This window comes from Vreelandella neptunia, assembly GCF_000712975.1.
In the GTDB taxonomy this organism is placed as follows: Bacteria; Pseudomonadota; Gammaproteobacteria; order Pseudomonadales; family Halomonadaceae; genus Vreelandella; species Vreelandella qaidamensis.
In genome coordinates this window covers 780,878-795,281 of the sequence record NZ_JHQL01000001.1, presented here as the reverse complement: position 1 = coordinate 795,281, position 14,404 = coordinate 780,878, and the positions used below count along the sequence as shown (strand labels likewise).

Genomic DNA, 14,404 nt, shown 5'->3' with positions numbered 1-14,404 from the left:
ATTGTTTTCGGACCATTGTTTTCGAATCATTGTTTTCGAACCATTATGTTCGAACTCTTGCCTTTAGAACCACTGTCTTCAGACCACCTTGGAAACCAAGCCATGCAACTCTCTGCTTTGACCGCCCTCTCCCCCGTTGACGGACGCTACGGCGCAAAAGCCGCCGCCCTACGGGAGCACTTCAGCGAATTCGGTCTTATCCGTGCTCGCGTGATTGTGGAAGTGCGCTGGCTGCAGCGCCTTGCAGACCACAGCCAAATTGTCGAAGTACCGCCGCTATCAGTCGAAGCGACGGCTTTTCTTGAGCAGTTGATTCGTGACTTTTCTGTCGAAGATGCCGAACGCATTAAAGAAATAGAGCGCACCACCAACCACGATGTCAAAGCGGTTGAGTATTTCTTGAAAGAGAAGATTGCGGGGCAACCCGAGCTCAACGCGGTCACTGAATTTATTCACTTCGCTTGCACCAGCGAAGACATCAACAATCTTTCCTACGGCGTTATGCTGGCGGATGGCCTAAAAGCCACTCTGCCCACCCTGCATGAAGTCGCCGATGAGATTGCTAAATTGGCCATTGCGCACGCGGCTCAACCGATGCTTTCGCGCACCCATGGACAAACTGCCAGCCCCACAACGCTAGGCAAGGAAATGGCCAATGTGGCCTATCGGCTTAAGCGCCAGCTCAAACAAATCGAACGTGTAGAAATACTAGGTAAAATTAACGGTGCTGTGGGTAATTACAACGCCCACCTGACAACCTACCCAGACATTGACTGGGAAGCCAACGCACGCACCTTTGTGGAAGGCTTAGGACTAAGCTTCAACCCCTACACCACACAGATTGAGCCCCACGACTACATTGCCGAGCTTTTCGATGCAATTTGCCGCTTCAACACCATTTTGATCGACTTTGATCGCGACGTATGGGGCTATATTTCGCTGGGCTACTTCAAGCAGCGCACTGTTGAAGGCGAAATTGGCTCATCAACCATGCCGCATAAAGTTAACCCGATTGACTTTGAGAACTCGGAAGGCAACCTGGGCCTGGCTAACGCGGTGCTAAGCCACCTAGCTCAAAAGCTACCGATTTCACGCTGGCAACGCGACCTGACAGACTCCACGGTGCTGCGTAACTTAGGCGTTGGTTTGGCCTACGGTCTGATTGGCTATCATGCCAGCCTCAAGGGGATCAGCAAACTGGAAGCGAATCCTGAGCGCCTAGCCGAAGACCTGGATAACAGCTGGGAAGTACTGGCCGAGCCAATTCAAACGGTTATGCGTCGCTATGGCATCGAAAAGCCCTACGAAAAGCTTAAAGAATTAACCCGCGGCAAACGTATTGATCAAGCAGGCTTTGCTGCTTTTATTGATACGCTTGAGCTACCCGAGTCGGTTAAAAATGAGTTAAAAGCCCTCTCTCCTGCCAGCTATATTGGTAATGCGAAGGCTCAAGCCGAAGCACTTAACCAGCGGCTTGCTGCACTCTAAACGACGCACTGCGCCCTTAGTAAGACGCAGCGCTCATTTGAACTAGGATAACGCCATGAGCCAACACGATAAGCCACTCACATTGTTGGGCGATTTAACGCCCGAAGACTTCTTGGCCAATTACTGGCAGCAGAAGCCGCTGCTGATTCGTGGCGCTATCCCCGACTTTATTAGCCCCATCGACCCCGATGAGCTAGCCGGGCTTGCCTGCGAACCCGGTGTAGAAGCACGTCTTGTGGAAGAAAAAGGGCCTGATGGCCCCTGGCAGGTTTCACACGGCCCGTTTGACGACGCAACCTTTGAGCGGTTGCCGGAAGGCAACTGGAGTCTCCTGGTTCAAGCCGTTGATCACTACGTACCATCTATCGCTGCACTAATGGATGAATTTGATTTCCTTCCCCGCTGGCGATTGGACGACATCATGGTCAGTTATGCGCCGCCTGGCGGTAGCGTCGGCCCACATATCGACCAATACGATGTTTTCCTATTGCAGGCTAGCGGCCACCGACGCTGGCAACTAGGCGGCAAGCAGCCAGACAATGCGCCCATTATCCAAGGTATCGATCTACGTATTCTTGAAACCTTTGAGATTGAAGCTGACTCTGACTGGACGTTAGCACCAGGCGATATGCTCTACCTTCCCCCTGGTTGGGCGCACCATGGCGTTAGCCAAACCGACGACTGCATGACTATCTCGGTAGGGTTTAGGGCACCATCAGCGGATGAAGCCATTACATCCTACGCAGACTATCTCGGAGAGCAGCTTTCTGACTCTCACCGCTATAGCGATGCAGGCATGGCACCTGCCAGCCAAGTCGGTGAGTTCGATGATGCTGCCGTTGAGCGTATGCGCCAGTTCGTACTTTCCACTTTGGATAATCCTGAGCAAATAGCTCAGTGGTTCGGTCGCGTCATGACCCAACCGAAATATATTGACCAAGTAGCGCCCCTTGAAGTGCCAATGACTGAAGCTGACCTTGTTGCTCAACTACAACACGGTGAACCACTGTTTCATATGCCAGGTTCCCGCTTTGCTTGGCGAAGCGATGCCAACGGCACCACGCTCTTTGTAGACGGCGACGGACATCCTTGTTCAAAAGAACTTGCCAAGCGGCTTGCCGACCCGTCACCCATGTATGAAGACGTACTCGCCATTGATGGGGCGGCAGCCCTGATAACACAGTTAGTAAACACTGGAAGCTTAGGCTTTATGGGCGAAGAGGATGACGAGGAGTAGCGGTGACGACGATAACAATCATTAACGGTGATTGGAGTACGCTAAAGGACGAAGCCTCCGAAATACGCCGCGTGGTGTTTATCGAAGAGCAATGCGTACCGCAAGAGGAAGAATGGGATGGCCGTGACGAAGAGTGTCGCCATTTCATCGCCTATCTTGAGGGTCAGCCAGTGGGAACGGCACGACTGCTACCCGACGGCCATATTGGGCGTGTTGCGGTAGTAGATGGCGCGCGTGGCGCTGGCATTGGCTATCAACTCATGGAAGCTGCCATACAGGCTGCCCAAGAAGCTGGCCATCACCATGTAGCACTGAGCGCTCAGTTACACGCCCTGGCCTTTTATCAGCGCTTAGGTTTTATAGCGCATGGCGACATCTTTATGGATGCTGGAATACCTCATCGGGAGATGTCACTAACGCTGTAATCTTCCTTTTTCACCACCGTTGCAATCAAACAATGAAAGCGCTATTAACCATGTGGCGCTTTTTTTGCCCTATTTACAGCTCATCTGACGAAAAACGACTACACAAACAGTGCGTTTTACTACGCTCCTGTAGTCGAGCTACAACCCCTTCTGCCCCCAAGTGACAATTGTTGAACCTGCCGTTCTCGTTGATAGTTATTGCACCGCAGCGTTATGGCGAAAACTTTAACGTCGCCAAACTGAAAACGCTGTAATCGACGTTTAAAGAAGCGCCTCAACAACAGTTACTCTTTGATGCGACGTTTGGCTAAGAGACGTTTTGCTCTGAGACAATTGGCGTAGAGACAGCGCGGTGAATTTCGATAATGCTGAACACATCTTCGCAGGTGCAGCATAAGAATAAGCTAACTTGCGAATAGCTATCACGACCCCGGAGGAAACAGCTTATGTCAGGACTGCTCGACGATATCAAAGCAATGGCCCAACTGCGCGAAGCTCAAGGCGGCAAATGGGAAGCGATCAAACCTGAATACGCTGCACGCATGCGTGCTCAGAACCGTTTCCATACCGGTTTGGACATTGCACGTTACACGGCAAAAATTATGCGTGAAGACATGGCAGCCTACGATGCTGATACGTCTAAGTACACGCAGTCTCTGGGGTGCTGGCATGGTTTTATTGGCCAGCAAAAAATGATTTCCATTAAAAAACATTTTGGTACTACCAAGCGTAGCTACCTTTACCTTTCAGGCTGGATGGTTGCTGCCCTGCGCTCTGAATTTGGCCCGCTGCCCGATCAGTCAATGCATGAAAAAACGTCGGTCGCTAATCTAATTGAAGAGCTTTACACCTTCTTGAAGCAAGCAGACGCATGGGAACTTAACCACCTTTTCCGTGCCCTGGATGATGCTAAAGAAGCAGGCGATAGCGCTAAAGAACAAGAGCTGATCAGCAAAATCGACAACTACGAGACGCATATCGTACCGATCATTGCTGACATCGATGCTGGCTTTGGTAATGCCGAAGCAACGTACCTGCTGGCCAAAAAATTCATCCAGGCGGGTGCTTGCTGTATCCAGCTTGAAAACCAGGTTTCCGATGAGAAGCAGTGCGGCCACCAAGATGGCAAAGTCACCGTTCCCCACGAAGACTTCCTGGCTAAAATCAATGCAGTGCGTTACGCCTTCCTTGAGCTTGGCATTGAAGATGGCGTTATCGTGGCGCGTACCGACTCGCTAGGCGCAGGTCTTACTCAGAAAATTGCAGTCACCAATGAACCCGGCGATCTGGGCGACCAGTACAACAGCTTCTTGGATGGCGATGTCATCGAAAATGCTAGCGATATCAATAACGGCGACGTAGTCATCAAGCAAAATGGCAAGCTAGTTAAGCCAAAACGGTTGGCATCAGGCCTCTACCAGTTCAAACCAGGTACCGGCGAAGACCGCGTTGTGCTTGACTGTATCACCAGCCTGCAAAACGGTGCCGACCTGCTGTGGATTGAAACTGAGAAGCCCCACGTTGGCCAAATCGCCAGCATGGTTAATCGTATCCGCGATGTTGTGCCTGATGCGAAGCTGGTTTACAACAACTCACCCTCGTTTAACTGGACGCTGAACTTCCGCCAGCAAGTATTCGATGCCTGGGAAAAAGAAGGCAAAGATGTGTCTGCTTACCAGCGTGACAAGCTGATGGGTGTTGAGTACGACAACACCGAGCTTGGTCAGCTAGCAGATGAGTGGACACGTAACTTCCAGCGTGACGGCGCTCGTGAAGCAGGTATCTTCCACCACCTGATCACGCTGCCGACCTACCACACGGCCGCACTCTCCACTGACAACTTGGCAAAAGGTTACTTTGGCGACGAAGGCATGCTGGCCTACGTTGCAGGAGTACAGCGCCAGGAAATTCGTCAGGGCATCGCTACTGTACGGCACCAGGACATGGCTGGCTCTAACATTGGCGACGATCATAAAGAGTTTTTCCACGGTGATGCAGCCCTTAAAGCCGGCGGTAAAGACAACACCATGAACCAGTTCGGCTAAACGCAACGTTAAGTTTGCAGAACACAACAGGGGGCTAAAGCCCCCTGTTTTTTGTCGTTTTATATCAAGAACACTCTTCCCTTACCTTCCTAAACTCCTTCCATTAAGCATCGTGCCGGTTTTTACACATTGCTTTCTTAATACTTGTCTACACTTTAACAAGTGATCTTTTTTCTGGTTAGCTAGTCAAATCTAATCGCTTAGGTTATCTTTAGCGAACACTGTTCTATAACTAACCAACGCATCGCCATCGCAGCTGCCCTGCAGCCATGCGGGTCAAGACACACTGGAGGTTTGAATGAAACGTTTACTACCGATTGCAGCATTGAGCATTCTCACGCTGGCAGGCTGTGCAAACACTGCGCCTTATTCAGGTGATGTATATCGTGGCAATCAAGCGCAAACAGGCCAAAGCGTCACCTATGGCACCATCGTTGCGGTTCGTCCTGTACAAATCCAGGCTGACAGCCGTACAGGCAACTTGTTGGGCGGCGGCGGCGGCGCTGTCATCGGCGGCCTGTTGGGTAGCCAAGTAGGTGGCGGCTCTGGTCGTCAGTTAGCCACCGTCGCGGGCGCATTGGGTGGTGCCATTGCTGGTACTGCGGCAGAAGACCGCGCAAACCGTATTAATGCATTAGAAATGGAAATCCGTCGTGATGATGGCACCGACGTCATCGTAGTACAGAGCGCTGACCGTCAGTATCAAGCCGGGCAACGTGTTCGCTTGATTGGTAGTGGCGCTAACTTAAGCGTAGCTCCCTACTAAGCACACTTGACCAAGCACTCCCATTCAATAATGTAGTTAGCGCTGTAACAGAAAAATGCCCGGCCAAATCAATTTGGCCGGGCATTTTTTCGCCTTTGTTGACGATTAACAAGGCATGTTTTAGTCAGTCACTTGAAAACTTAGTAGATCACTTGAATGCATTAGTGGGTCACTTTATTGCTGGCCCAGTTGGCAAGTTTAGCAATAATCAAGCCGATGATGGCCAGCAAGATAACGACAAGAAGGATGTCGACAGGGCGAATCAAGGTAGTTGCCCCCAGTACAGCTAATGCTATTACCCACAGATAGCGGTTCTCCCCATGGGTTTTTAATACGCCAGGTAGCATTTTATCCAATCCCTGGCTTACACCATTATCCCAGCGTTTATTCGCAAAGTAGGCAATTAGCACAAAAGCAATAACCCAAATCAATAAGATCGTCATAACCAACTCCAGTGAAGGTTGTCTTAGGGGGAAAAAAGATTGTCGTAGGGTATCCCCGGTTACCCCGTGGCGCAATAGCGCCAAAGGTGTGGTAGGTGGAAAAAGCCTGCTTACCCCCTGACAAGCAAGCTCTCACGCGTTACCATGTTGGGACATGCACTCACCGAAAGGTTATTAAATGCAAATTGCGCAAAACTCGGTTGTCGCGTTCCACTACACCCTGACCAATGATGCAGGTGAAGTGCTAGACAGTTCCGAAGGCCGTGAGCCGCTGACGTATCTACACGGCGCTGGCAATATTATTCCGGGTCTGGAAAAAGAACTCGAAGGCCGTGCCGAAGGCGATAAGCTGAACGTAAAAGTAACCCCAGAAGAGGGCTACGGTGAAGTTCAAGAACAGCTGATGCAAGAAGTACCTCGCGATGCGTTCCAAGGTGTTGAAAGCATTGAGCCAGGCATGCAGTTCCAAGCTCAGACTCAAGGCGGCCCGCTGATGGTTACCGTCAAGAAAGTAGAAGGCGACACAGTTGTGGTTGATGGCAACCACCCACTGGCTGGTCAGCACCTTAACTTTGACGTTGAGATTGCGACCGTTCGTGAAGCAAGCCAGGAAGAAGTCGAGCACGGTCACGTGCACGGCGAAGGCGGCGTAGAGCACTAAGTTGCTGATCGCGTGCTTAAAGGGCGGCCTAGGGCCGCCCTTTTTAATGGGCGCTCCTCCACTTTTCCTCTTTACTCCTCTGGGATAATCACTAACTGACCATAGCGCACGCTACGTGACGATGTCACTTCATCAGAAAACTGCTTTAAAGCGCTACCCTGTCCCTTTAATAGCGCCACTTCCAGACAGCTATCCTGATTAATATGCACATGAAGCGTCGATAGCGTTAGATCATGATGATCATGAGAGTGTCGGGTTAAGCGTTTCGATAAATCCCGCGCTGCATGATCGTAAACATAAACGAGCGCCCCCATGCACGGCGCTTCGGGCGCAACCTCCTCTTTGGCTTGCTTTAACCCACTCCGTGTTAAATCGCGTATCGTCTCTGAGCGGTTTTGGTAGCCGCGTGCATGCATCAATGCATCAACCTCGCTCAGCAGGTCTTCATCCAGCGTTACCGTTACTCGTTGCATACTCTCTCCTCAACTCACTATGCCACTACACTTCCCAAGTGCGGCGCCGCCGTGACTTCCAGCCCTCAAAGTATGATGTTATTGTAAAAACATCATACAGTCGGTTTCTGGGGTGCCTAATGCGTCGCACTATCTTACTGGGTCTGGCGGCTACGTGCGTAGCGCTTAGCTCCCCCGCCTTCAGCAAAGATCAATTAATTTTGGCGATAGGTGGTGAACCCGAACAGGGCTTCGACCCACTGTTGGGCTGGGGCCAATACGGTAGCCCGCTTTTTCAATCGACGCTGCTGACACGTAACCATGATCATTCTCCGGAAGCCGGCTTAGCAACCGCATGGGCACTGTCAGAAGATCGACTCACCTGGACGCTCACTCTTCGCGATGATGCCCGCTTTGGTGACGGCACACCGCTGACTGCCAAAGATGTTGTCTACACCTTTAATGCCGCTAAGCAAGCTGGCGGCCGAGCCGATTTAAGCGCTCTAAACAAAGCCAGCGCCATTGATAACACAACCGTAGAAATCTCTTTAAACGCGCCGCGTATTACCTTTATTGATCAGCTAATGACGCTCGGCATCGTTCCTAACGCTAGTAGAGACAACGGTTATCGAGAAGATTACGGCAGACGACCGCTTGGCTCAGGCCCTTATCGCCTAGTCGAATGGCAAGAGGGTGAGCAACTAATCGTTGAGCGGAATCCCTATTTCTATGGCCCCTTACCGGCCTTTGAACGACTAGTGTTTGTATTTACTGGCGACGAGTCTACGTTAAGTGCGGCCCATGCCGGGCAGCTTGACCTTGCTGCGGTACCACCAGCGCTTGCCACCAACCTGCCAAGTCATATGCAGCGCATCGTCATGGAAAGCGTTGATAATCGAGGTATTTTATTTCCTATGCAGCCTGCCACAGGCGAGCAGGCCGCGTCTGGCGCTCCTATCGGTAACGATGTAACGTCTGATCTCGCCATTCGCCAAGCTATCAACCTGGCACTGGATCGCGAAACGCTAGTAGATGTTGCTCTGAACGGTTTTGGCCGTCCCGCGTTTGGCCCTGCCGATGGGCTACCCTGGAGCCTTGATGACGAAGCCTTTACAGCACCTGACAGTGATCGTGCCAATACAATACTTGATGCAGCTGGCTGGGAGCGCCGTTCCGACGGGCTACGCTATAAAAACGGCCAGCCCGCCCGTTTTCGGCTGACCTACTCCGCCAGTGACACCACTCGCCAACTACTCGCTCAGGTAAGCGCCGAGATGGTACGCCCCCTGGGCATTGAGATGCAGCCGACTGGCCTTCACTGGGACGAAATACAGCGTGAAGCATTGCACCAAGACGCCATTGTATTTGGCTTTGGTAGTCACAGCCCACAAGAAGTGTACTACCTGTTTCATAGCCAGCACGCGGGGTTTGGCTTCTATAACAGTGGTTACTACACAAACCCAATAGTGGATAGTCACTTAGAGGCTGCTCAAGCAGCCGCGGGAGCAGAGGAAGCTAACCGTCACTGGCAAGCCGCCCAGTGGGATGGCAATACAGGCTATGGATTTAGAGGTGATGCTAGTTGGGCATGGTTGGTTAACCTCACCCATGTGTATGCCGCCAACACCTGTCTGGATCTTGGAGAGTTAGGCATTGCTCCTCACGGCCACGGCTGGCCGATTACCGCCAACCTGCTTGAGTGGCGATGGACGTGCGGTTGATTCAGACACTAGCAAGCCGCCTACTACGGCTAGCGTTGGTATTGCTATGCGTCGCTGCAGTGTCATTTGGGTTAGTCATGCTCTCACCAATTAACCCTGTGGATGCCTACCTTGGCCCACAAATGGCACAGGTCAGCCCTGAGCAGCGCGACTTGATCGCTGAAAAGTGGGGCTTTGATGCCTCGCCTGCCGTTCAATTTGGTCATTGGCTAAGCCAATTGCTAAGTGGCGAGTTAGGTTGGAGCCATATCTACAATCAACCGGTTAGCGAGGTTATCACTCAGCGTTTCCAACGCTCGTTTCTCTTGCTGGGTAGCGCTTGGCTAATGTCGTTGGCTGTCGGCTTTGCGCTGGGCATCATCGCGGGTGCGAAAGAAGGTTCATTACTTGACCGGCTGATTAGTGGCTACGCCTATATAATCGCCTCAACACCTGCTTTTTGGCTTGGCATGCTGGCAGTAATGCTGTTCTCCGTTTATCTCGGCTGGACCCCAACCTGCTGCGCCGGGCCTGTAGGCGTACTCAACCAAGACGTTAGCACGCTGACGCGATTACACCATTTAGTACTACCGATAACGACACTGGCTCTGCTAGGTATTGCCACCATCACCCTTCATACCCGCGCACGCATGATAGCGCTGATGAACTCCGACATTGCCCTCCACGCTTTCGCTCAAGGGGCCAGCCGATCTGATATCGCCTGGCGTCATGGCCTACGTCATGCCAGCCTCCCAGCACTAACACTCGCTTTCGCATCACTGGGTGAGTTGTTTGGCGGCTCCCTATTAATTGAGCAGGTATTTGCCTACCCAGGCCTTGGTCAAGCCACCATTGAAGCAGGACTTCGCAGCGATGTTCCCCTACTTCTTGGGATAGCACTGTTTACCGCGCTGTTTGTAAGTGTCGGAAACCTGATCGCAGATAGCCTGTACCCACTTATCGACCCGCGCATGGCAAAGGAACAGCCATGAGGATGAACCAGCCACGCTTAGCTGCCGCTGGCTATATTGGTCTTCTACTGATATTGCTGATGTGGCTAATAAGTAGCCAATGGTGGGCAGGTCATAGCTCAGCACACATGCAGTTTGATGCGCGCCTTATGCCGCCGAGCACCGATCACTGGCTGGGCACCGATGCTCTTGGGCGTGAGCTGTGGGCGCGAACTCTGGCTGGGTTAAGGCTCAGCTTCTGGGTCGGGCTAAGCGCTGCCCTACTCGGCACACTCATTGCGTTAACGCTCGCCACACTGGCTACACTCTCAACCACGTTAGACGCTCTCGTTAGCCTGCTGATTGACACGCTGTTAAGTGTCCCACACCTTATACTGCTACTGTTGGTGGCGTTTGCGCTGGGCGGCGGCACACAGGCGGTGATTATTGCGGTGGCACTTACTCACTGGCCAGGGTTAGCCAGGATACTGCGGGCGGAACTCTTTTCCCTACGACAAGCCCCCTATATCGCCATTTCCCAGGCACTAGGAAAAAGCCGCCGCTTTATTTTAGTACACCACTTACTCCCCCATGTACTCCCCCAGTGCATTGTTGGCGCGCTGTTGTTATTTCCTCACGCCATTTTGCATGAAGCCGCACTGACTTTTCTGGGCGTGGGTTTAGACCCTACCCAACCCGCTATTGGGGTATTACTAGCCGATGCCATGCGCTACTTAACCGGGGGGTTTTGGTGGTTAGGGGTCTTCCCGGGCCTAGGGTTACTGCTGATGGTGCTATCGATTGATCGTTTAGCGGCGCAATTGCGTCGTGCCCTATAACGGGAGGAAATTAGCATGCTGCGGTTAGAAAACCTGACGCTGCAATTGCCCTACTACAAGCACTGGTGGAGAAGAGAGTGGTCCACCTGCATTGATAACCTGTCATTAAGCCTACAACCCGGTGAAATACATGCGGTGATCGGCGCATCGGGCGCAGGAAAAAGCCTGCTAGCCTATACGATTATGGGGTTACTGCCGGAAGGGGCAAAAACTAGCGGGCAGCTATTTTTTAAAAATACACGGTTGACTACTGAGCGCCAGCGCCAGCTAAGAGGCCGCCAACTGGCCCTCATTCCGCAATCGCTAAATGCTCTAGACCCTCTCGCTAGCAGCCAACGGCAAGTCAGCTGGGCAGCTCGTCGAGCAGGGCAAAGCAAAACAGCCGCTTGGCTCAGCGCAGAGCGTGCACTAAATCATTATCAGCTAAATCAGCACGCCCAACGGGCATACCCCTACCAGCTTTCAGGCGGTATGGCGCGGCGTGTTTTAGCCGCCATGGCTCAAATAGGTAACGCTAGCCTGATTATTGCCGACGAACCTAGCGTAGGCTTGGATCCTCAGCAGCGCGATCGTGTATTGGCTTCTCTTAAGGCGCTAGCGCTTGAGGGTAAGGCAATCATGCTAATTACCCATGATTTGCGCCATGCGTTACCCGTTGCCGACCACGTAACCATACTGCGCAAGGGACAGTGCATTGAAACCACCCCTGCCAGTGCCTTTCAAGGCACTGGGGAGCAGCTTAAAAGCGCCTATGCCAGCGCGCTATGGAACGCTCTACCCGACAACACCTTTAGTACTCAGGTACGTGCTGACGAAAGCACCACCCATGCTGATGCCATCGACCTGCCTAAGGAGCTAACCGTTGCTTGATGCACGAAACATCACCTTTGGCTTCCATTCACAAGCACCTCTGTTAACGCAACTTTCGCTATCGCTTGAACGGGGAGAGTGGCTGGGACTAAGCGGTGACTCAGGAGCAGGCAAATCTACGCTAGGAAAACTCTTAGCTGGCTTACTGCGGCCACAACAGGGTGAGATTTATGCCGACGATAAACCATTGCTCTCTCGTGGGCTGCGGCCGGTACAGTGGCTGCCGCAATCACCAGAACTTGCGGCCAACCCACGTTGGCGAGTAAAGAAATTACTCTGCGAAGCATGGTGCCCTCCTAAGTCGCTGATGCAGGACTTTGGCATCCAACCTGATTGGCTATCTCGTTTTCCAAGCACCTTATCTGGCGGAGAATTACAGCGGGTATGCGTATTGCGGGCCTTAGCCCCAGGCGTGCGCTATCTGATCGCTGATGAAATCTCGACTATGCTCGACCCTATCACCCAAGTAGAACTATGGCAGGCGGTAAGAAAGGTTGCAGAACGCCAGCGACTTGGCGTGTTAGTAATTAGCCATGACGCGGCGCTGCTAGGGCGATTGTGTTCTAAACGCTTCCATTTAGCCCAAGGTACGCTTAGTACCGTTCACGATGCTCGAAGCGCCATAAACCAACGCTAATGATTAACGTGACGCAAAGCAGTAGCCAAGACCCTATCGCGACGCCCTGCCACTGCGCCCAGCGCCAAAATGGCTCTAGCCAGAACCCGCCAACACTTGCCCCAAGGTAGTAAAAGACCAGGTAAAGCGCTGAGGCACTGCCCCTAGCACCTTGGGCATAGCGGCCCACCCAGCTAGAGGCCAGCGAATGCGCTAAGAAAAACCCAAACGCGTTAATGGTGAGACCAACAATAATCAGCGGCAGTGAATCGACCAGCGTTACCGCTGTCCCAAGCATCAAAATAATGATGCCTATGCTCATACAACTCGCAGGTGAAAAACGTCCGGCCAACCGGCCTGATACCGTGGACCCGAATGTCCCTCCCAGATACGTAAGAAAAATTAGCCCCAAACTGCTAGCCGCCAATTGATAAGGCTCGCCAGCCAAACGAAAGGTAATATAGCTGTACTGATTAATGAAAATTAAAAAATTAATACCGCCCAGGCAATAAGCCGCTAGCAGCACCGGCGTGCGCAGATGCCCGAGCAGATCACCAGCTGCTTGGCGAAATTTGAAACGCTTGGGCGTAAAAGCTCGGCTATTGGGTAACAGGCGCCAAAAGACCGCGCACCCTACTACCGTCATAATACCTACAGCTAAAAACGCTGCTGAGGGACCACCTAAGGCAGCCGCGCCCCCTCCCACGATACGACCGCTAATACCGCCCAACGAGTTAGCACCTATGTACAAGCCAACCGCACTGAGTAAGGCATGTTGTTCAAACTCATCCCCCATCCAGGCAATAGCAACGGCAGGCAGCCCGCCCAACACAAAGCCTTGCAGTAAACGCAGCAGTAATAAACTTTCAAAGGTAGGCGCAAACGCTAACGCAATAGAGAGGCCGCCTGCCATTAGCAGCGTAATGCGCATAATAGTTTCACGGCCAATCGCATCAGAAAGGGGACCAAATATGAGCAGCGCAAAGGCAAGGGAAAGTGTAGAAACAGACATCAAAAAACTGACACCCAAAGTAGATACCCCATAGGTATCCTTTAGCCCGGGCAGCAGCGGTTGCGGGACATATAAGTTAATAAAAACAAGAAACGACCCCAAACAAAGGGCCGCTGTCGCGCGCCACCAGGCGCGCGTTTTAGCTTCAATCATGCGATGTCCACGTTATGCAGCACTGATAGCAGACATTTATGGCGTGTAGCGACTACCTAGCTGGGCAAGGTTGGTCGGCTCTAGCGCGCGGCGAGACTGCCAATAGTAGCGCTGCCAGTAGCTATTATCCAGACGGGAAATCATTACTCCCTTGGAAGAAGAGGCATGTAGAAAACGGCCATCTCCTACATAAATGCCCACATGATTATATTGACCTGGGGGGCGGAAGAAGACCAGATCGCCCGCCTGCAGCTCTTGGCGGTCGATCGGGCGTCCCTCATGTACTTGATCATAGGTTGAGCGTGGCAACTCTAAATTGAATGTGTCACGAAAAACATTTCTGACCAAAGCAGAACAATCAATGCCTTGCTCCGAGGTTCCACCAATACGGTATGGCGTCCCAGCCCAGCGCTGGTGCTGTTCTAACAGTGCTTGACGAATGATCGTAGGTGGCGGCGTCTGAAGGCTACGCAGTTGGCCAGTGGCGTTACTGACCGGAGACATTGCGAGGTTTTCACCTTTTGCCAATCCCGGCAGCGCCATTGAGAAATAATTCTCGGGTGGCTCCATGCCCTGGCGTGAGGCAGAGCCCGCACAACCAGCTAAAACAGCGACAACAGCACAAACACTTACAACACGGACAGCGGTCACAGCGGGGTGTGGCGACGCAACCATGTGATTAACCTCGTAAAAGTAAAATTGTTTAAACAAAAAAAAGGATGAAAAAACTCATTTTTTCAAACCCAG

At 52.2% G+C, this 14,404-nt stretch carries 15 protein-coding genes; 11 read left to right on the top strand and 4 right to left on the bottom strand.

All coding sequences use genetic code 11. The features are described from left to right. Positions 1 to 102: 102 nt before the first annotated feature. From purB to CR46_RS0103625, 5 genes are all read left to right on the top strand, one after another. A complete protein-coding gene (purB, locus tag CR46_RS0103645) occupies positions 103 to 1,488 on the top strand; it encodes an adenylosuccinate lyase (RefSeq protein WP_030070165.1) in 1,386 nt (461 codons plus the stop codon). Positions 1,489 to 1,543: 55 nt separating this feature from the next. Beyond that, positions 1,544 to 2,725, top strand: coding sequence for a cupin domain-containing protein (locus CR46_RS0103640; protein WP_030070164.1), 1,182 nt, complete (start codon positions 1,544 to 1,546; stop codon positions 2,723 to 2,725). Between the two features lie 2 nt (positions 2,726 to 2,727). Further along, the gene (locus tag CR46_RS0103635; RefSeq protein WP_030070163.1) at positions 2,728 to 3,150 is read left to right on the top strand and encodes a GNAT family N-acetyltransferase; all 423 of its coding nucleotides are present in this window, start codon (positions 2,728 to 2,730) and stop codon (positions 3,148 to 3,150) included. Positions 3,151 to 3,596: 446 nt separating this feature from the next. After that, entirely contained in the window at positions 3,597 to 5,195 is a 1,599-nt protein-coding gene (locus CR46_RS0103630; RefSeq protein ID WP_030070162.1) for an isocitrate lyase, read from the top strand. A 298-nt stretch (positions 5,196 to 5,493) separates the two neighbouring features. Next, positions 5,494 to 5,961, top strand: a complete 468-nt coding sequence (locus CR46_RS0103625; protein ID WP_030070161.1) for an outer membrane lipoprotein — start codon at positions 5,494 to 5,496, stop codon at positions 5,959 to 5,961. A 161-nt stretch (positions 5,962 to 6,122) separates the two neighbouring features. Here the strand turns inward: CR46_RS0103625 and CR46_RS0103620 are convergent, their stop codons facing one another. Beyond that, positions 6,123 to 6,404, bottom strand: coding sequence for a hypothetical protein (locus CR46_RS0103620; RefSeq protein WP_030070160.1), 282 nt, complete (start codon positions 6,402 to 6,404; stop codon positions 6,123 to 6,125). 178 nt (positions 6,405 to 6,582) lie between these two features. Between CR46_RS0103620 and CR46_RS0103615 the strand changes: the two genes are divergently transcribed. Then, a complete protein-coding gene (locus CR46_RS0103615; protein WP_009722554.1) occupies positions 6,583 to 7,065 on the top strand; it encodes an FKBP-type peptidyl-prolyl cis-trans isomerase in 483 nt (160 codons plus the stop codon). A gap of 71 nt (positions 7,066 to 7,136) precedes the next feature. Here CR46_RS0103615 and nikR read toward each other — a convergent pair whose 3' ends face one another. Further along, complete coding sequence (nikR, locus tag CR46_RS0103610) at positions 7,137 to 7,538, bottom strand: nickel-responsive transcriptional regulator NikR (protein ID WP_030070159.1); 402 nt, start codon at positions 7,536 to 7,538, stop codon at positions 7,137 to 7,139. A gap of 119 nt (positions 7,539 to 7,657) precedes the next feature. Between nikR and CR46_RS0103605 the strand changes: the two genes are divergently transcribed. The 5 genes from CR46_RS0103605 to CR46_RS0103585 are packed head-to-tail and all read left to right on the top strand — an operon-like array spanning position 7,658 to position 12,513. After that, positions 7,658 to 9,238 carry an ABC transporter substrate-binding protein gene (locus tag CR46_RS0103605; protein WP_030070158.1) on the top strand — a complete coding sequence of 527 codons (1,581 nt, stop codon included), beginning with the start codon at positions 7,658 to 7,660 and terminating at the stop codon, positions 9,236 to 9,238. Continuing rightward, positions 9,229 to 10,209: an ABC transporter permease gene (locus CR46_RS0103600; protein WP_030070157.1), complete on the top strand. Its 981-nt coding sequence runs from the start codon at positions 9,229 to 9,231 to the stop codon at positions 10,207 to 10,209. Before CR46_RS0103605 ends, CR46_RS0103600 begins: the two co-directional genes overlap by 10 nt. Further along, complete coding sequence (locus tag CR46_RS0103595) at positions 10,206 to 11,006, top strand: ABC transporter permease (protein WP_030070156.1); 801 nt, start codon at positions 10,206 to 10,208, stop codon at positions 11,004 to 11,006. The genes CR46_RS0103600 and CR46_RS0103595 overlap by 4 nt, the downstream gene beginning before the upstream one ends. Before the next feature lie 15 nt (positions 11,007 to 11,021). Further along, positions 11,022 to 11,876 carry an ATP-binding cassette domain-containing protein gene (locus tag CR46_RS0103590; RefSeq protein ID WP_030070155.1) on the top strand — a complete coding sequence of 285 codons (855 nt, stop codon included), beginning with the start codon at positions 11,022 to 11,024 and terminating at the stop codon, positions 11,874 to 11,876. After that, positions 11,869 to 12,513: an ABC transporter ATP-binding protein gene (locus tag CR46_RS0103585; RefSeq protein ID WP_030070154.1), complete on the top strand. Its 645-nt coding sequence runs from the start codon at positions 11,869 to 11,871 to the stop codon at positions 12,511 to 12,513. Before CR46_RS0103590 ends, CR46_RS0103585 begins: the two co-directional genes overlap by 8 nt. Here CR46_RS0103585 and CR46_RS0103580 read toward each other — a convergent pair. Beyond that, complete coding sequence (locus CR46_RS0103580) at positions 12,470 to 13,657, bottom strand: MFS transporter (RefSeq protein ID WP_030070153.1); 1,188 nt, start codon at positions 13,655 to 13,657, stop codon at positions 12,470 to 12,472. The genes CR46_RS0103585 and CR46_RS0103580 overlap by 44 nt on opposite strands. A 36-nt stretch (positions 13,658 to 13,693) precedes the next feature. Then, on the bottom strand, positions 13,694 to 14,332 hold the full coding sequence (locus CR46_RS0103575) for a C40 family peptidase (RefSeq protein ID WP_030070152.1): 639 nt from the start codon (positions 14,330 to 14,332) through the stop codon (positions 13,694 to 13,696). Positions 14,333 to 14,404 lie beyond the last annotated feature (72 nt).